Below are 18,581 nucleotides of genomic sequence, written 5' to 3' on the forward strand. Positions count from 1 at the left end.
ACATTCGGGAAGCCTCGATTACTCCTGAAATCTACGGGCCACGGCGAGAATATCGTCTTCCTTGGCCAGAAATGCTTCCACGATTCTCGGATCGAAATGGGTGCCGCGGCCGTCGATGATGATCGTACGCGCGGTATCATGGGTGAAGGCCGACTTGTAAATCCGTTTGGAGATCAGGGCGTCGTAGACGTCGGCCACGGCGAGAATTCTGGCTGAAAGCGGGATTGCTTCCCCTTTCAGCCCATCGGGATAGCCGTTGCCGTTCCAGTGTTCATGGTGCGCCCTGGCAATTTCCGCGGACATGCGCAGGTAGGCCGCCTTGGGATTCTTGCGATATGCGCTGTGCAGGGTTTCATAGCCGATGGTCGTGTGGGTCTTCATGATTTGGAACTCTTCATCCGTCAGTCGATCCGGCTTGAGCAGGATACGATCCGGGATGCCCACCTTGCCCACGTCGTGCAGAGGACTGGTGGCATGGATGGTTTCGATGAAATGGCGGTTCACTTCGGGAAAATTCGCGCTGTCGCCAATCAGGGCCTCGGCCAGAATCCGGCAATAACCCTGGATGCGTTCCAGATGATAGCCTGTTTCCGGATCCCTGGTTTCGGCCAGCTTGGCCAAAGCAAAGATGACCATGTCCTTGTCCTGGAGAGAAAAAATCCGTTCCCCGGCCTTGAGGCGAACAAAGAGTTCATCCCGGCGCACCGGCTTGGTGAGGTAGTCGTCCACCCCGGCCTCGAAACCCGCTACCAGGTCGGAGCTGTTTCCGCGGGAGGTGATCATGATGACATAGGTGTAGTCATCGCCTTCATCGTGACGGATTCTGCGGCAGAGTTCAGCGCCGTCCATTACGGGCATGTTCCAGTCCGTGAGCACGATTTTCGGGGACTGGTCCTTCCAGATTTGCAAGGCCTGGGTGCCGTTCTCGGCCAAAAGCACCTCGTGTCCCAGTTTTTCCACATAGAAGCCCAGCGTCTTGCGGCTCAGTTTTTCATCATCGGCAATCAGCACTTTCATACGTGGCGTCCTTCATTGGCGGCTTTCAGGGTTGCATGGCCAACGCATGTCCTTCTTTGGAAGCAGCGTTCAGCCAGGCTCTGCTCTCCGTGGCGAAGGATTCCCAGGACTCCTGAAGCACGCTGGCTAGATGGTCGGCCGTATTCCACTGCCCGAGCCGGACTGCCTCGATGATCATTGAGCAAAGCCTTTGGAGGCGTTCAGCGCCAATGTAGGCGCAGGGGCCCTTGAACCTGTGCGCCGCCTGTTCGGCCTGTGGGTCCCGCTCTTGGACGCTTTCGGCGATGGCCCTGATGTCCGAGGGGGCATCCGCCAGGAAATCCAAGAGCATTTCCCGGGCAATGGCCGGATCGTCATCGTAATGCGTCAGCAGTTCCGTGATATTCAGTACGGGGCCTTCCGGGGGCAACGGGGAGAGTTCCGGTGCCGTGCCGGCCTGGCTTGGACGATGCCGGATCAGGATCTGCCCCAGGGCGTCCCTGGGTAGTGGTTTGGGAAGATAATCGGTCATTCCGGCACTCAGACAGCGTTGTCGGTCGCCATCCATGGCGTTGGCCGTCAGGGCGATGATGGGCAAATTCCGATATCGGCCGCCCATGTTTCGAATGGCCTGCGTTGTTTCCAATCCGTCCATGACGGGCATCTGAACGTCCATGAAGACGATATCAAAATTTTTATCGTGCAGCAGATCAATGGCTTCCAGGCCGTTCCGCGCAGTGGTCACCGCGCATCCCTGAGCCTGGAGGAGCATGGACGCGGATTTACGGTTGATGGGATGATCATCCACCAGCAGTACCTGGATCAGGGGCAGCTCCGGGCGGCTTTCCTGTTCATGCGCATGTTCCGATTCATCGGTGATCGACTCAGAACAGGTTTCTGCCCCTACCCCGGAGTCCGTCAGCAGACAGTCCCGGATGGTGTTGTAAAGATCGCTCGCGGCAACCGGCTTGGGAAGGAACGCGCTCAGACCGAAAGTCCTGTTTTCGTTCATGTCGACCAAGCCCCACATGGATGTCAGCATTATCAAGCGAACATGCTTCCAGCGGGGATCCTTGCGCAAGATTTCAGCGAGCTTGAGACCGCTCATGCCCGGCATGGCATGATCCAGAAGCACGAAATCGTATGGGCGTCGAATTCCATCATGCACCTGTTCCAACATGCGCAGAGCATCGGGACCGCTTTCCGCGGAATCGTGGTTCACACCCCAGGAGTGCAGGTATTCGGAAAAAATGCGCCGGTTGATGGCCTTGTCATCCACGATCAGCGCCCGGTACTCTTGCAGGCTGACCAGCGAACCGGCTCCTTCGGCGGCTTCGTTCCAGGGCAGAACCAGTTCGAAAAAGAAGCGCGACCCGCGGCCCACGGTGCTGCCCACCGTGATGGTGCCGCCCATCATGGTCACCAGTTGTTGGCTGATGGCCAGTCCCAGGCCCGTGCCACCGTATTTGCGGCTGGTGGAGCCGTCCACCTGGGTGAATTTTTCGAAGATCTGGTTCAGGCGATGCTCGGGTATTCCTATGCCCGTATCCTCGACAAGAAACTGCAGACCCACCTGCTTTGACTCCCGGAACAGCAGCTCCACGTTGAGCAGAACATGGCCTTTCTCAGTGAATTTCAGGGCATTGGTCAGCAGGTTGGAGAGGATCTGGCGCAGCCGCAGGTTGTCCGCCATGACAAACCGCGGGGCCTTGGGATCGTAGCGGACCAGCAGTTCAAGCTCCTTTTCCCGAGCCTTGGCCGAGACTAGGCCGGCCAGCCGATAGACCTCCTCCTCCAGGTTGAAGAGGCGGGGACTGAGTTCGAGTTTGCCGGCCTCGATCTTGGAGAAATCCAGGATGTCGTTGATCACCGATAGCAGCGATTCCGCCGAAGATTCGGCCATGCTCAGGAATTCGGCCTGATTCGACGTCAACTTCGTCCCCTGGAGCAGGCCGATCATGCTGACCACGCCGTGCAGCGGGGTGCGGATTTCATGGCTCATGTTGGCCAGAAATTCGCTTTTGGCCATGCTGGCGGCTTCGGCCATGGCCTTGGCCTCAATCAAATGCTGTTCGTGGATACGTCGCCCTTCGGCATTGGCAAAGAGTTCAGCCAGAATTTTGAGCAGGGAGATCTCTTCATCACTCCAGACTTTTTCTTCCCGGACAGCGTCAAAGCCGACAAATCCGTAGCAGACGCTTCCCTGGATCAGGGGCAAAGTGATCAGGGTCCGCACGCCCTGGGACTCCAGGAGACGGCGCAGGTCGTGATTCTCAATCGTGGCGACACGGGGAATGTGAATGGTTTCCCCCCGAACGTGGGCCTGGACCCATTCCGGGACCAGAGAGTTGGGAATGTTTTGAAGGTTGCTGATTTCCGCGTTGATGCCCAAGGCGCACCATTCGTGGGTATTGTGCATCATCGCTTTCGTGAAGTCGTAGCGAAAGAGATAGGCCCGGTCCACCTCGGCGAACCGACCGATCATGTCCAGGGCGTTGTTGATGCTCTTGTCCAACTCCTCCAGGGGCGTATTGACGAAGCCGATGGCCAGATCCATGACAACCCGTTGAAAAGCCCGGCGGCGTTCCAGTGCCTGTTCGGCTTGCACCCGGTCCGTGATCTCCCAGCGAAAGCCGGTTGTACCGCAAACCGCGTCGGAATTGTCCATGATGGGCCGCTTCGAGTATTCAAACCAGCGGACGGTTCCATCTGATGCGATATCCTGATCTCGTCCCTCCACCGGTAGTGCATCGCGCAGGATCTTTGCGTCGTCCGCGTGAAAAATGTCCGCCTTGGCCCGCGGCCAGACGTCGTGGGTGGTTTTGCCGATCACCTCTTCGACCCGGATTCCTGTGGCATCGGAAAATGCCTTGTTCACGGCCGTGTAGCAACCCTGATCGTCTTTCATCCAGGCCAGAAACGGCAGATTGTCCAGCAGGGCTCGCTGACTGGCCTGGACCTGGGCGAGTTCCCGCTCCACGGCCTGACGTCGCTCCACCTCCAGGCAGGCTTGGCAGGCCCGGGCCAGCATCTCGGTCAGTGGCTGGAAATCCTTTAAAAAGATCGGGTCGAAGGGAGTTGGGCGCGCGAGAATCAGCATGCCGAAGTCGGGAAGAATAAAACCGAAGCAGGAAAGGTTTCCGCCGTGCTGGACGGTGTAGTCGGCATCAGTGTTTTCGGCTGAAGCGCAAAGCTGGTTTACAATGCAGGACCATTCTCGCCCCCGGATCAGAGTTGCCGGCAAGGCTTTGCAAAGCACGGGGTCCTGGTCCGTAAAACGAACAACCGCGGCTGCCGTACAATTCAGCTTGCGCAAAAACAGGGGCAGACACTTGCCTAGCAGCGATTGGAGCTCCAGTTCGCCGCTGATGGACAAGGCGATTTCCAGGAGGATCTGGCGGCGAAGGTCGTCACTCATGTCGATCATGAAGAATGCCGACAACGGAAGTCTTGTTGTAGAATTCCAGGTACGCATCCCCAGTATTGGCTATTTCGCCAAGGGTCAGGGCGCCGACAAGCGGCATCTCCCGCTCCACCGCGGCCAGTTCCTTGTCAAAATTGTGCTCCAGGAAAAGGACGCGGGAAATGCAATCGATAAACAGCATGAATCCATCCGCCCGGGGGGGGGGGGCAGGCCTTCTTCGGCCAGATCTCGTGCCCGGGCCGCGCCGGCCACCAGGGAGTCGATGTTTCCGCTCAGAATATGCGCATGGCTGCCTTCGGCCACCTCGCCGACACAGACAATACGGGTTTCGTCCAGGATGATCGGATCGCGGACGATCATTTCCGCATCCAGCTTGGCGATGCCCAGGGGATACGATTTCGCCAGGTCGAAAAAGGACTCTTCGGCAAAGGATCGTCCGGAATGCGCCTCCACGACTTCGCGGTACACTTCGAAAGCGGGACGCCAGTTCAGGCTGATCACGGTGTTTCGCTCGGACTGGGTGACCTTGAAGGCTTCGCTGATCGGGGTCCAGCCATGGGCCACGCCGATGGAGCTGGTTGAATCGGCCAAAGCCAGCACCACGGCATCCTGAAGCAGCCCCTGGTTGGTGAAAAGGCAGGGCGACTGCCGGAAGCTCAAGGAGCCCGCGCCGCCGCCGATGTAGTTGGGCAGCAGTCCCAGGTTGTTGAACAGGGCGTCGACGAGATCCGTGATCCGCGTGCTCAGGCCGTCCACGAAGACGAACATGGTCTTGTCGGTGAGATGCCGGTCGCCAAAGAGGTTCTGAATTTGGGCGGTAAAGTCCGCATTGGGATCGCTCAAGCCGGTGATGACCCCACTGACCACAGGTGCGCGCAGGCCGACCACCAGGGCGCCTCGCTCCAGTTTCCGGCTTCCGTGAAGGATTTGGGGAAATATTCCGCCAAAAAGCGGCAAGGGAACATCGCGTAAGAACGGGTCGAGCTGTTCAGCCTTCAGGTCGTCGGCATCACAGGCCAGGATCAGCAGGGATCGGATTTGATCCTGTTCGGAAACCTGCCGGATCAGCCTGCCCAGGGACTCGGAATCAGGATCCTGCAGAAAGTGGACTTGCATGTTTCGCTCCTTTAGAGGTGATCTCCTTGCAGCATGGCTCAACGAGGATCCGGAGTCCAATCCCTGCGGGCCCATGCTCCGGATGGAATCAGAATCATGATGTGCTGGTAATATGACGCATGGCGATAAATCCTTGCCACATACTCGACCTTTACGTAATGTCCTTTGAGAATTACCGCAACCGGATTTAAACGCTTGTTCAGATCCATTTGCCGGCAATGTGGCATCGCGTACGTCACAGCAACCCTTATTGGTCGCAACCATCCAAAATGTTGCCAGCTCATGGCTGATACTTCTTCAAATACAGCGTCGGGATCGCCCGCAGCGGGATTCAATGCATCGGAAGACACTTCAAGTGGTGTTCCGGCAGAGGAACTCGATGCCAACCCTTCGCATCATGCGCAGCTCGAGCAGCTGTCCCGGGAGTTGCATCAGGCGCGTGAGGAACTGAAGAGCATTCGGCGACACATTTCGGACCATCATGAGCTGCTGCCTCTGGGAAGCCTGCTTGTGACCGAGGACGGACTGGTCCGAGAAGCCAATCCCGCCGCCGTAAGGATACTGGCCTGCGACCACTCCAAAGCGCAAGACCTTTCACTGCTCAACCACATTGACAGCGCCGACAGGTCCAGGTTCATGGAGACGCTGCGGTGTCTTTTCACCCAAAAAAAACCGCAGACGCTTGAAGCATGTCTGGTCCGCGGCGATGGATCCGCTTTCCGGGCCAGGATTTCCATGTCCACTGAAATGACGGCAGCCTCGCTCCCCATGGCCAGGATCTGCATCGCGGAAGAATCCGGTCGCGAAACCCACGGCGACGTCTTGTCGACCTACGGCGAGGAAGTCATGGCTGTATTCGACGGCACGCCGGCACTGCTGTGCGTCCTGGACGAACAGCAGCGGGTGCTTTTTGCCAACAAGGCCATGCGCGACTTTCTGAGCATGTCCATGGGAGATCTGACGCGAATCCGGGCTGGTGGAATATTCGGATGCGTCAATGCCCGCGAACATCCCAGAGGATGCGGCTTCGGGGTTTCCTGCGCCATCTGCGAGCTGAACAACGCCATTCACAGCACCCTCCAGACAGGAATTCCTTTTCAGGAGATCGAATTTCGGACCACTTTCCGGCGAAGCCCCACCAGTCGGGAAGTGGTCCTGCTGGCGGCCACGGGACGCCTGAATGTCGAGGGGCAGAGCAGAGTGCTGCTGACCTTCATGGACATCACGGATCGGCATTGGATGGAACAGGATCTGCGTGAGGCTCAGGAACGCTTCCAGACCCTGTTTCAGACCATTCCGGATGCCGTTGTCCTCTCCCGGGTGGAAGACGGGGTGATCATCGAGATCAATGAAGCCTTCACCAAGCTCAGTCGCTTCATGCCCAATGAGGTTCTTGGCAAAAGCACTTTGGAACTGGGTATCTGGGAGAAGCCGGACGATCGGCAAAAATTTGTTGATCATATGCTTGAGCATGGTTTTTGCGACAACACCCTGATCACATACCGGTTCAACAGCGGGCGCCTCCTGACGACCATGCTTTCCGGCAGAATCGTTCTGCTCCAGGGCGTGCCCTATATTCTCTCCGTGATCCGGGACATAACGGAACAAAAAAAGACCGAACTCGCCCTGGCCAAGAGCGAGCGCCAGTTCCGGCTGATTTTCGACAACAACAAGGACGCCATCCTCTGGGCCGACGTCAACGGTTTTCTGGTTCGCTGCAACAACGCGGCCGAGGAACTGTTCGAACGCAGGCGCGAAGAGTTGCTTGGCTTGCACCAATCCGTGCTGCACCCGGAGGAGGGGTACAAGCAGTATGTAAAACTTTTCGAGGACAACGTTCGGGACCGAAACAATCATGCCGTGGAAGTTGAAATCATTACCAGGTTTGGAAAAAGAAAGCCGGTCCAGATCCTGTCCACGATTATCGAGGTAGACGGCCAGACAATCAACCAAGGTGTTTTCGTTGACATCAGCGAGCGGGTGTCCGCTTGTGAGCAGATCGAATATCAGATCAACCTGCAGCATCTGCTCATGGATCTGTCCCTGATCTTTCTGAATGTTCCGACGGAATTTCTGGATGAAGCACTGCAGGAGACCCTGGCACGGGTAGGCGACTTCACCCGCACGGACCGGGTTTACATCTTTTCCTACGATTTTGAGCGGCAGGTCATGCACAAGACTCATGAATGGCGCGCTCCGCATATTGAACCGGAAATCCACAGCCTGCAAAATGTCGGCTTCAGCACGGCCCAGGAGCAGATCCGCCGCCATAGGGCCGGTGAGCCGTTCTACATCAACAGTGTTCCAGATCTTCCAGAGAATGACCCGCTGCGCGGCTACCTGCTGGACCAGGGCATTCTCTCCGTCCTGACACTGCCGCTGCTCACCGGTCAGGAGTGCATCGGCTTTCTGGGGTTTGACTCGGTGGTGCGGGTTCGGGATTGGACGACCACGGAGATCAAACTGTTCATGGTCCTGGCTGAACTGCTGGTCAACGTTCACCGCCGCCGGCATCGAGAGGCCGAGCTGCATGCCGCCCGAAGAGACGCGGAGCGGGCCAATATAGCCAAAAGCCGCTTTCTGGCGACCATGAGCCATGAAATCCGGACCCCCATGAACGGCGTGGTGGGTATGACCGAGTTGCTCATGGACACCTGTCTGGATGAAGAGCAGAGAGGATACGCCCAGTTGATTCGGTCCAGCGGAGAAGCCCTGCTCAGCCTGATCAACGACATTCTCGATTTTTCCAAAATTGAGGCGGACAAGCTTGAGTTGGAAGAAGCCCCGTTTGATCTGCGGAACGTTCTCGAGGAGACCGTGCGTATTCTCGCCGTGACCGCCCAGAGCAAAAACTTGAAGCTGGACTGGAAGGTCGATGCCGATGTACCCGTCCACCTTTGCGGCGACCCTCTCCGGCTGCGGCAGATTCTTCTGAATCTGGGAGGCAATGCGGTCAAGTTCACCGAACTCGGCGCAGTGGAGATCAGCGTTGAACGGGAATACGTTTCAACCTGCCGGACAGAAACGGCTTCCCAGGAAGACCCTGAGACTGTATTCCTGCGATTTTCGATGCGGGATACGGGCATCGGCATACCTGAAGACATGAAGGACAGCCTGTTCAGTCTGTTTCATCAGGTGGATGCCTCCACGACCCGCCGGTTTGGCGGAACCGGCCTTGGCCTGGCCATATCCAGGCGGCTGGTGGAGATGATGGGCGGTGAAATCGGTGTGCAGAGCACGGTGGGCCAAGGCTCCACATTCTGGTTCAGGGTCGGGTTTATGGTCCTGGGGGAGGGCAATGCCGCCGCGTCCCTCCTCGCTTCGGAGCCGGTCCATGAGCGATTTCGCATTCCTCTGGACGCACGGGTGCTCCTGGTGGAAGACAATCGCGTCAATCAGTTGGTGGCCCGGAAGATGCTTCAGAAAATCGGCATTGCTCCGGACACCGCCGTGAACGGGCGGGAGGCGGTCGCCGCTGTACGGAAGCAGCGGTACGACCTGGTGTTGATGGACATCGAAATGCCGGTCATGGACGGGATGGAAGCGACCGGGGAGATCAGGAGACTCGAGCATTCCGGAATGCCGATCATCGCCCTGACCGCCCATGCCGTGAAGGGGGATCGGGAACGATTTTTGGCGGCAGGGATGGACGATTACCTGACAAAACCTTTGCGCATCGAGGCGTTAGTGGAAAAAATGAATCGCTGGCTGGGGGGGCGGGCCGGGGAGCCGGAATCCGGAGCCGCGGCGCCGGATTCATCATCCTCAGGAGATGTTTCCCAGGTCTGCAACATGGCGGAGCTTCTGGAACGGGTCATGGATGACGAGAGCTTGATCGAGGTTCTGCTGAACGTCCTGATTGACAATACTTCCGAGAGAATCAAGGCCATCAGGGCATATCTGGATGATGGAAACGCGCATGAGGCCGGCAGGGAAGCCCATGGCGTCAAGGGAGCGGCGCTGAACTGCAGCTGTACGGATCTGGCCGCTATTGCCGCAAAAATGGAACAAGCCGGCAGGAACGGCGACCTGACCACCCTGCGTGAACTGCTGCCGCAACTGGAACGAAATCTGGAAGCCGTGCAGAGCTTCGCGGCCCAGATAACAGGTTGAGTCCTGCGCCTGAACGCAACCTGGTACCGCCGCACCAGCGACCGTTATGGACGCAGCCTGGGACCGCCGCACCCCAGTGCGGCACGGTATGGACTCGGTACATCATAAGTAACTCAAAAATCCCCAACTTGTCGCACTGGGGTGCGGCGAACCCAACGTGCCGCACTATAGGCATTCGCGTGACATCCCGTGGTCACGGCTGCCTGCCTCAGTTGACCAGGGCCTTGGCGAAGTCTTCGCCGCTGAAGGGGCGCAGGTCCTCCATTTTCTCACCCAGGCCGATGAAGCTGATGGGCATATTGTGTTCCAGGGCGATGGCCACGACGATGCCGCCCTTGGACGTTCCATCCAGCTTGGTCAGGATGATTTCATCCACCGTGACCGCCTCATTGAAGAGCTTGGTCTGCGACAGGGCATTCTGGCCCGTGGTGGCGTCCAGCACCAGCAGGCAGCGGTGGGGCGCTCCGGGCAGTTTCTTGCCCAGAACCCGTTTGATCTTGCGCAGTTCGTCCATCAGGTCGACCTTGGTGTGCAGCCGACCCGCGGTATCCAGAAAAACCACGTCGTGGCCGCCCTTCAGAGCTGCATCCACGGCTTCGTAGGCCACGGCGGCCGGGTCCGCGCCTTCGCCCTTGGTGAAGAAATCCGCGCCGGTCCGTTTGGCCCAGATGCCCAGCTGCTCAATGGCCGCGGCCCGGAAGGTGTCCCCGGCAGCCACGAGAACCTTGCGGCCCTGCATCTGGGCCCGATGGGCCAGCTTGGCAATGGTCGTGGTCTTGCCCACGCCGTTCACGCCCACAACGAGAACGATTTCCGGCCCCTGAGGCACGGCGACGGATTTCGGCTCCGGAAAAATAGCCGCCAGTTCCTGACGCAGCATTTCACGGAATGCTTCGGGTTCCTCGATCTTTTCCTTGCGCACCCTGGCCTTGAGCCGGTCCAGGAGCTTGCCCGCGGACTGATGGCCCACGTCGGCCATGATCAGCACTTCTTCCAATTCTTCCCAGAAAGGATCGTCGAACTTGCGGTGCGCGGACAGCAGCGCATCGATGCGCATGGTGAGCTGTTCCCGGGTCTTGTTCAAGCCCTCGGACAGCTTCAGGAAGAGGCGATCCCGCTCGTCCTCCTCATCCTCCAGGTCCAGGGCCAGAGCCAGCCGGTACTGCAACTCGGAACGAAATTCAGCGACCTGCTCGTAGCCCATGTCCTCCAGCCAGGTTCGAAACTTGGCGATGAACTCCTCGGCCTCATCGGCAGGCGCCTGCAACGCATGGAATAGAAAGCGCAATCGGTCCCACAATTCGTCGCCAATGGTGTCCACCCCGGACAGGGTATGTTCCAGCCAGACGCTCAACTTCGGTTCGGCGCCTTGCAGTGCCAGCATGACCCGGGATTGCCATTCAGGCTGATCCTGGGGAGGGGCTTGCGGCTGGTCTTTGGGCTGTTCTTTGGGCTGGTCCAGCGGTTGCGGCTGGACCAGTTCCTCTGGAGCAGCACTGGGCGGAATTTCGGCAGGCGGGGCTTCCTCGGCGGGCTTGGCCGGGGCCGGCTCCTCGGTCGGGGGAACTCCCGGTTCGATCTCGTCCGCTTTCTGGACCTGCTGCTCGTCGTCCTTTGTGGACCACCATTTTTTGACTTTGGAAAAAAAGCCCATGCGACTTCCTTTGGGTTGTTTATTTGGATCCGGAAAAAATGCTTACGTGAACGTAACTCCTCAGCTTCAGAGAGGGAGAGGTTTTCATGTACCTATTCAGCACATACTCTGTGATCACTCGTCAGAGCTGGATTCCGGCTTTCGCCGGAATGGTGTATCATACCACGTCCTTTCCAAGTTCAGTCATACCGGCGAAGGCCGGCGCTATCGCTATCCAGTCCGATTTTTCTTGGATGAACTGAGTAGTTACGTTTTTATTTACTTGCGAAAATCATGGCTTGGCTTCCCGCCATTCGGGAATGGACCTTGTTTTTCATGCCGTCCCGACGGAATCGAGGATCGGTCAGGAGGGTTCAAGGCGGTCGAAAAAATGTTTCTACCGTGGCTTGACGGATGAATCAATGGCTCAGGGATGAAGGTGGATGGATCCAGGGGGAGGTTTCAATCGGAACCGGCGAGTCCCATTCATGTTTGAATGTGGTCATACTAATTTGACAATACATGGAAATGTATATAATTATAATGATAATTGATTCATCGGTATACGGTGTTGTCTGAAATGCATTTTTTCAAAACCGTGTCCTTGTCGACTGTATCTCGATATAATATTGTTTCAATAATTTTACTGTTTTTGGTCAAATTGTGATTTGGATTGTTGCAAGATCATGTTGATACATGAAAATCCATATGAATTTCTGACGTGTTAAAGGAGATTCCAACCAATGTGCGGTATTTGTGGAGAGTTACGATTTGATCGGCAACAGGCAACATCAGACAATGTTCAGAAGATGACCGTGGCAATGGCTGCCCGCGGGCCGGACGGAAGCGGCATATTCGTCCAGAAAGGTCTGGCTCTTGGCCATAGAAGACTGAAAATCATCGATTTGAGCGATGCGTCGCAGCAACCCATGGTTGATTCGGAACTGGGGCTGGCCTGCGTGTTCAATGGAATCGTCTACAACTACAAGGAACTGCGTCGGGAACTGGAAAGCAAGGGGTACCGGTTTTTTTCTTCCGGCGATACCGAAGTGCTGCTCAAGGCGTATCACGCATGGGGCGAGGACTGCGTACAACGATTCATGGGCATGTTTGCCTTTGCCGTGTGGGAGCGTGATTCCGGGGCCGTACTGTTGGGCCGGGATCGGCTGGGCATCAAGCCGTTGTATCTGGCCGACGTTCCGGGCGGTCTGTTGTTTGCCTCCAGCCTGCCGGCATTGCTGGCCACCGGAAAGATCAATACGGATCTGGACCCGGTTGCCTTGCACCACTACTTTTCATTTCATGCCGTGGTGCCGGCTCCCCATACCCTGCTCCAGGGCGTGCGCAAGCTTCCTCCGGCAACCTTGATGCGTATCGAGGCGGATGGGGCGAGCCGGCAACGTTGCTACTGGCAACCCGAGTATCAAAGCCTCGAGCCGGACAAGGACGAAGCCCAATGGCGCGATGAAGTGCTGGCCGCACTGCGCAAGGCCGTGGATCGCCGCATGGTGGCGGACGTGCCGGTGGGTGTGCTGCTTTCCGGCGGGCTGGATTCCAGCCTGGTGGTGGGGCTGCTGGCCGAGGCCGGAGTGCGGGACTTGGAGACCTTTTCCATCGGTTTCGAGTCCGTGGGTGGAGAATCCGGCGACGAGTTCATGTATTCGGATATTGTGGCCAAGCGTTTCGGCACCAGGCATCACAAGATTACCGTCTCCTCCCGGGAAACCTTGGACAATATGCTGAACTGCGTTCGGGCCATGTCCGAACCCATGGTCAGCCATGACAATATCGGATTCTATTTGCTTTCCCGGGAAGTCGCCAAGCATGTCAAGGTGGTGCAGAGCGGCCAGGGCGCGGATGAGGTTTTTGCCGGATATCACTGGTATCCGCCCCTGCTGGACAGTCGCGACGCCGTTTCGGATTATGCGCGACTGTTCTGTGACCGAGACCATGCGGATTATTCCAAACTGGTGGGGGAACGATGGTGCCGGGACGATTACAGCCTGGAGTATCTGCGGACCCAGTTCGACAAGCCCGGCGCGGACAGGGCCATCGACAAGGCCTTGCGCATGGACGCCCTGGTGATGCTGGTGGATGATCCGGTGAAGCGGGTGGACAACATGACCATGGCCTGGGGATTGGAGGCCCGGGTGCCGTTTCTGGACCATGAACTGGTGGAACTGGCCGCCCGAGTGCCCGCGGAACTGAAGGTCCGCGAAGGCGGGAAGTACATCCTCAAGGAAGCCGCTCGGTCCATCATCCCCCATGAGGTGATTGATCGCCCCAAGGGATATTTTCCCGTCCCGGCCTTGAAATATCTGCAAGGGCCGTTTCTGGATTTCGTGGTCGAAGTCCTGCAACGTCCCGAAGCCCGAAGCCGGGGCATTGTCCGCGAGGAATATCTGGCGGATCTGTTGCGTGCACCGGAGAAGCACATCACCCCGCTGGGCGGTTCCAAGCTCTGGCAGGTGGCCGTCCTGGAACTGTGGCTGCAAGAGCATGGAATTCAATGATTCGGAGAGGAGGAACTCCCATGGCCCCCACCAAGCACAGAGCCGAGCACCGTTTTGATCGTGCCAATCTCCCGTCCCTGCGCAACTGGAAGCAGGGCGAAACGCCCAGGCACGCGCAATTGCCCGCCAACGTGGTTCTGGATTGCGGCTGGGGGCGGCTGATTTTTGCGCATACCTTCAGCGACCAGCGCGAACTGGTGCGGACGATTCTCAAGGAATCGCCGGGACGACGGGATATCGCCTTCTATCTGCGCGATCCCCATGTCGTCTTGGCCATGGCGCCCCAGGATATATTCATGGATCCTTCCCATGCCTATCGATTATGGCTGGATCAGTATCAGCCGGATTCGTCCCTGAGCAAGCAGATTCTGATCCGCCGACTTCAGACCAGAGAGGATTGTCAACGGATGAACACCATCTATGCCGGCAGGGGCATGGTGGTGGCCAACGAGGATTTCCTCTGGAAGCAGCGCCACGCCAAATCGGTGATTCCCCTGGTTGCCGAAGATCTTTCGAGCCGCGAGATTGTCGGAACGGTGATGGGCATTGATCACTCCAAGGCCTTCAATGACCCGGAGAACGGCTCGAGCCTCTGGTGTTTGGCCGTGGAACCGCAATGTCCACTGCCCGGAGTGGGGGAAGCGATGGTGCGCTACCTGGCGGAATATTTTCAGGTGCGCGGCCGATCCTACATGGATCTGTCCGTGATGCACGACAACGATCAGGCTATTGCCCTCTATGAAAAGGTAGGTTTTCAGCGCATTCCGGTATTCAGCGTCAAGCATAAGAACGCCATCAACGAACCCCTGTTCGTGGGAGAACAGCCCCAGAGCAACCTGAATCCCTATGCCATGATCATCATCAGGGAAGCGCAACGCCGGGGCATCAACGTTGAAGTGCTGGACGAGCAGAGCGGGCATTTCCAGCTCGTTTTCGGCGGCCGGACCATTGCCTGTCTGGAATCGCTGAGCGAAATGACCAGCGCCGTGGCCTTTTGCCGCTGCGACGACAAAAGCCTGACCTTGCGTCTGCTGAAGCGGGCCGGTTTGCGGGTGCCGGAGCAGGTAGGGGCAGGTGACCAAGAGCAGAACAGCGCTTTCTTGCAGCGCCATGGCCGGGTGGTGGTCAAGCCGGTGCGCGGGGAGCAGGGCCGGGGAATCAGTGTGGACGTCCGGGAACCGCGGGAGCTGACGACGGCGGTGGAAATGGCCCGGGACGTCTGTGATCAGGTGGTGTTGGAGTCTTTCGTGGAGGGCGAGGATCTGCGGATGATCGTCATCGACTATAAATTTGTCGCGGCGGCCGTGCGCCGACCGGCCCAGGTGGTGGGCACCGGTGAACATGCCGTCGAGCGGCTGATCGCCAAGCAGAGCAGGCGCAGAGCCGCCGCCACGGGCGGGGAAAGCCGCATTCCCATGGATGCGGAGACCGAGCGGTGCGTTGCCATGAGCGGCTGGAAAATGCAGGACGTTCTTCCGGCGGGCGAAATTCTGGTGGTGCGCAAGACCGCGAATCTGCATACCGGAGGAACGATTCATGACGTGACGGACCAGGTGCATCCCGAACTGATCCAAGCCGCGGAGCAGGCGGCGGTCGTGCTGAATATTCCCGTGGTCGGCTTTGATTTCCTCGTCCCGGATGTGCAGGGGCCGGAATATGTGATCATCGAAGCCAATGAACGCCCCGGTCTGGCCAACCACGAACCACAACCCACGGCCGAGCGGTTTGTGGACATGCTCTTTCCCCAGACCGCGGCCAGAAAGCAATGGGAAGAGCAGTAGAACAAGGGAGGGCATGAGTGGAAAATATCACTCTGGACATGGAGTATCTGAGGAAGATCCTTTTACAGCTGCTGGAGATTCCCAGCCCCACGGGGTACACGGACCGGATCGTGCATTTTGCCGGAGAGGAACTGGAACGATTGGGCATTCCTTTCGAGTTGACCCGGCGGGGGGCCATTCGAGCAGACATCAAGGGCCGGACCAGCAATCCGGACCGGGCCCTGGTCACCCATCTGGACACCATCGGGGCCATGGTGCGCGAACTCAAGCCCAATGGACGTCTGGGCATCACGTCCATCGGAACCTGGTCCAGCCGCTTTGCCGAGGGCGCCAGGGTGACGATATTCACGGATACAGAGTCCTTGCGCGGGACAATTTTGCCGCTGAAAGCCTCAGGACACGTCTACGGCGATGAAATCGACACCCAGCCCGTGAACTGGGACAACATCGAGGTCCGGATCGATGAGCCGTCCCTGTGCATCGACGATTTGCTGGAACTGGGCATCCATGTCGGGGACTGGGTGGCAGTGGACCCCTTGTGCGAGATCCGGCCCAGCGGGTACATCAATTCCCGGCATCTGGACAACAAGGCCGGGGTGGCGATCCTGTTCACCGCGGCCAAGGCGATTCTGGAAAGCGGAGCCAAACCGCCGCTGGACTGCCATCTGCTGTTCACCATTGCCGAGGAAGTGGGGACCGGGGCCTCGGTGACCCTGCACGGGGATGTCGCGGAAATGGTCAGCATCGATACGGCGCCGCTGCATGGCGGGCATAATCTCTGCGAGCGCGGCGTGAGCGTGGCCATGATGGATTCCAGCGGCCCCTTCGATTACCATCTGACCCACAGACTGCTGGAATTATGCCGCCGGCACGATATCCTGCACCGGCGCGACGTGTTCCGGTATTACCGCAGCGATTCCGCATCCGCCGTGGAGGCGGGCAACGACCTGCGCACCGCGCTGGTCTGTTTCGGGGTGGACGGCACGCACGGTTACGAGCGCACGCACTTCGATTCGCTGCAGGCCACGGCGGAATTGATCGCCGCCTACATGCTCTCCGAGCCCGTGGTCTGGCGGGATCGCTTCAACCTGGGGCCGCTGAAGGGATTCCCGGTGCAGCCGGAGTAGGTGGAATAGGTGATGGGCGATAGGTGATGGGCGATGGGTGATGGGCGATGGGTGATGGGTGATGGGTGATGGGGCAGAAGGAAGAGTGCTTTAAATTGTAACTTTTTCAGTCATCCGAGAAAAAACTGGATATCTGCCTTCGCGGGTATGACTGACCCGGAATACGGCATTGGAAAAAGTCATTCCCGCGAAGGTGGGAATCCAGGCCATGCTTGTCTCAAGGTTTTTGAACAGCCACCTTTTTCCTGCGCAAGCTGAGTCGTTACTTTCATTTTTCCATTTCTAATCCGGATCCTTGGTACTTTGTCTTCTGACCTCTGCCCACAAACCACTAACCACTAACCACTGTCTATTTAAAGGTGTGCTCGGGGGCAGGGAAGTCGCCGGATTTGACCTCATGGACGTACTGCTGCACGGCCTCGCGCATCATGGTCCCGACCTGGGCGTATTTCTTGACGAATTTCGGGGTGAAGCGGTCGTAGAGGCCTACCACGTCGTGGAATACCAGGACCTGGCCGTCGCAGCCGGGGCCGGCGCCGATGCCGATGGTCGGAATGGCGAGTTGCTGGGAAATGGTTCGGGCCAGGGATTCCGGCACGCATTCGAGCACCAGACCGAAAACACCCGCTTCTTCCAAAGCGAGTGCGTCCTCCCGGATACGCTGGGCCGCGAGTTCGGTTCGTCCCTGGACCTTGTATCCGCCAAGCTGGTGAACATGTTGCGGAGTCAGGCCCACGTGGCCAAGTACGGGAATGCCGCTCTGGGTCATCCTGCGCACGGCAGGCAGGATCTCCCGGCCGCCTTCCACCTTCACGGCGTGCATCCCGGCCTCCTGCAGAAAACGTCCGGCATTGGTCACGGCCTGTTCCGGCGAGACCTGATAGCTCATGAAGGGCATGTCGCCCACCAGCAGGGATCTTTGTGATCCCCGGGCCACGGCCCGGCAATGGTGCAGCATGTCGTCCATGGTTACCGGCAGAGTGTTCTCCAGGCCAAGCACAACCATGCCCAGGGAGTCGCCTACCAAAAGAACATCGACCCCTGCTTCGTCCAGGAGCTTGGCTGTGGCCCAGTCATACGCCGTCAGTACGGTAATCTTGTCGCCGCTGCTCTTCATTTCCAAGAGCCTGGCCGTTGTTGTCCGTTGCAATTCCCGTCTCCTGTCCATGATAAACGTCAAGCTTCCGCCTCTCGAACCTTTCCCATCGGCAATTGTGTTCTGGCGGGCTTCATCTATCGTATTCCGAAATCGAAATTGAAATCGCAATCGAAATCGCAATCGAAATCGAAATCGCAATCGAAATCGGAATAATTAGTGCCACTATCTCATTGACTATCGCAAGAAAAATCGATTTCGATTTCGATTCCGATTCCGATTTCGACTACAGAGCATACCCTCTTCACCCTTCACCCTTCACGCTTACCACTTCACACTACGCTTCCATCTTATCCAGCGCATCCATCAGGCTGATGGTCAGTTTCAGGAAATCCGCCTCCGTGAGAATGCCCACAAGCAGTTTGTCCTCCACCACCGGCAGGCAGCCGTACTTGTGCTGCAGGAGAATCTCCGCCGCTTCGCGGAGGTCCATTTCCGGATCAATGACCGTTACGTCGCGACGCATGATTTCATGAATGGGAATGGAGGCGTCGATCTCATCCTGAACCTCCGCCTCAATGTCCGCCAGCTTGGAGATGGTCACGGCCAGGAGATCCCTGTGGGTCAGCAGGCCGGCGAAATCGCCCTGATTGTCAATAATGGGGATATGCCGGATTCGGCCCAGGTTCATGATGGAGCGGGCGGTCTGCACGTTGTCGTGCTCCTTCAGGGAAATGACCTGGTTGGTCATCAGATCTTTGACTTTGAGCATGGGGTTCTCC

11 protein-coding genes are annotated in these 18,581 nt (G+C 58.0%); 4 read left to right on the forward strand and 7 right to left on the reverse strand.

What is annotated here, in order from left to right:
* Nucleotides 1-18 precede the first annotated feature (18 nt).
* From ACYQ15_RS01905 to ACYQ15_RS01920, 4 genes are read right to left on the reverse strand one after another with little or no spacing between them, the layout of a single operon-like run.
* Nucleotides 19-1,017: an HD domain-containing phosphohydrolase gene (locus ACYQ15_RS01905; protein ID WP_459935842.1), complete on the reverse strand. Its 999-nt coding sequence runs from the start codon at nucleotides 1,015-1,017 to the stop codon at nucleotides 19-21.
* A gap of 25 nt (nucleotides 1,018-1,042) precedes the next feature.
* Nucleotides 1,043-4,414, reverse strand: a complete 3,372-nt coding sequence (locus ACYQ15_RS01910; RefSeq protein ID WP_459935843.1) for a response regulator — start codon at nucleotides 4,412-4,414, stop codon at nucleotides 1,043-1,045.
* Nucleotides 4,407-4,583, reverse strand: a complete 177-nt coding sequence (locus ACYQ15_RS01915) for a hypothetical protein (protein ID WP_459939537.1) — start codon at nucleotides 4,581-4,583, stop codon at nucleotides 4,407-4,409. Before ACYQ15_RS01915 ends, ACYQ15_RS01910 begins: the two co-directional genes overlap by 8 nt.
* Nucleotides 4,499-5,536 (reverse strand): FIST signal transduction protein, encoded by a 1,038-nt coding sequence (locus tag ACYQ15_RS01920; RefSeq protein ID WP_459935844.1) that lies wholly within the window; start codon nucleotides 5,534-5,536, stop codon nucleotides 4,499-4,501. Before ACYQ15_RS01920 ends, ACYQ15_RS01915 begins: the two co-directional genes overlap by 85 nt.
* Before the next feature lie 282 nt (nucleotides 5,537-5,818).
* Here ACYQ15_RS01920 and ACYQ15_RS01925 point away from each other — a divergent pair, with 282 nt between their 5' ends.
* Nucleotides 5,819-9,649, forward strand: coding sequence for a PAS domain S-box protein (locus ACYQ15_RS01925; protein WP_459935845.1), 3,831 nt, complete (start codon nucleotides 5,819-5,821; stop codon nucleotides 9,647-9,649).
* A gap of 208 nt (nucleotides 9,650-9,857) precedes the next feature.
* Here the strand turns inward: ACYQ15_RS01925 and ftsY are convergent, their stop codons facing one another.
* Nucleotides 9,858-11,303 carry a signal recognition particle-docking protein FtsY gene (ftsY, locus tag ACYQ15_RS01930; protein ID WP_459935846.1) on the reverse strand — a complete coding sequence of 482 codons (1,446 nt, stop codon included), beginning with the start codon at nucleotides 11,301-11,303 and terminating at the stop codon, nucleotides 9,858-9,860.
* 722 nt (nucleotides 11,304-12,025) lie between these two features.
* On the opposite strand from ftsY, the gene ACYQ15_RS01935 reads away from it, so the two are divergent.
* Genes ACYQ15_RS01935 through ACYQ15_RS01945 form a run of 3 tightly spaced genes read left to right on the forward strand, consistent with a single transcriptional unit; the run spans nucleotide 12,026 to nucleotide 16,703 of the window.
* Nucleotides 12,026-13,795: an N-acetylglutaminylglutamine amidotransferase gene (locus ACYQ15_RS01935; protein WP_459935847.1), complete on the forward strand. Its 1,770-nt coding sequence runs from the start codon at nucleotides 12,026-12,028 to the stop codon at nucleotides 13,793-13,795.
* A 20-nt stretch (nucleotides 13,796-13,815) separates the two neighbouring features.
* Nucleotides 13,816-15,576, forward strand: a complete 1,761-nt coding sequence (ngg, locus tag ACYQ15_RS01940; protein WP_459935848.1) for an N-acetylglutaminylglutamine synthetase — start codon at nucleotides 13,816-13,818, stop codon at nucleotides 15,574-15,576.
* 17 nt (nucleotides 15,577-15,593) lie between these two features.
* Nucleotides 15,594-16,703: an osmoprotectant NAGGN system M42 family peptidase gene (locus ACYQ15_RS01945; protein ID WP_459935849.1), complete on the forward strand. Its 1,110-nt coding sequence runs from the start codon at nucleotides 15,594-15,596 to the stop codon at nucleotides 16,701-16,703.
* A 349-nt stretch (nucleotides 16,704-17,052) separates the two neighbouring features.
* On the opposite strand, the gene panB is transcribed toward ACYQ15_RS01945, so the two are convergent.
* Both panB and ACYQ15_RS01955 read right to left on the reverse strand, forming a co-directional pair.
* Entirely contained in the window at nucleotides 17,053-17,853 is an 801-nt protein-coding gene (panB, locus tag ACYQ15_RS01950) for a 3-methyl-2-oxobutanoate hydroxymethyltransferase (protein WP_459935850.1), read from the reverse strand.
* A gap of 283 nt (nucleotides 17,854-18,136) precedes the next feature.
* A complete protein-coding gene (locus ACYQ15_RS01955; RefSeq protein WP_459935851.1) occupies nucleotides 18,137-18,571 on the reverse strand; it encodes a CBS domain-containing protein in 435 nt (144 codons plus the stop codon).
* Nucleotides 18,572-18,581 lie beyond the last annotated feature (10 nt).

The organism is Desulfonatronum parangueonense (assembly GCF_054656975.1).

Coding starts and splice junctions, on each gene's coding strand:
- ACYQ15_RS01905 (WP_459935842.1), bottom strand. CDS start 1,017: ATGAAAGTGCTGATTGCCGATGATGAAAAACTGAGCCGCAAGACGCTG.
- ACYQ15_RS01910 (WP_459935843.1), bottom strand. CDS start 4,414: ATGAGTGACGACCTTCGCCGCCAGATCCTCCTGGAAATCGCCTTGTCC.
- ACYQ15_RS01920 (WP_459935844.1), bottom strand. CDS start 5,536: ATGCAAGTCCACTTTCTGCAGGATCCTGATTCCGAGTCCCTGGGCAGG.
- ACYQ15_RS01925 (WP_459935845.1), top strand. CDS start 5,819: ATGGCTGATACTTCTTCAAATACAGCGTCGGGATCGCCCGCAGCGGGA.
- ftsY (WP_459935846.1), bottom strand. CDS start 11,303: ATGGGCTTTTTTTCCAAAGTCAAAAAATGGTGGTCCACAAAGGACGAC.
- ACYQ15_RS01935 (WP_459935847.1), top strand. CDS start 12,026: ATGTGCGGTATTTGTGGAGAGTTACGATTTGATCGGCAACAGGCAACA.
- ngg (WP_459935848.1), top strand. CDS start 13,816: ATGGCCCCCACCAAGCACAGAGCCGAGCACCGTTTTGATCGTGCCAAT.
- ACYQ15_RS01955 (WP_459935851.1), bottom strand. CDS start 18,571: ATGCTCAAAGTCAAAGATCTGATGACCAACCAGGTCATTTCCCTGAAG.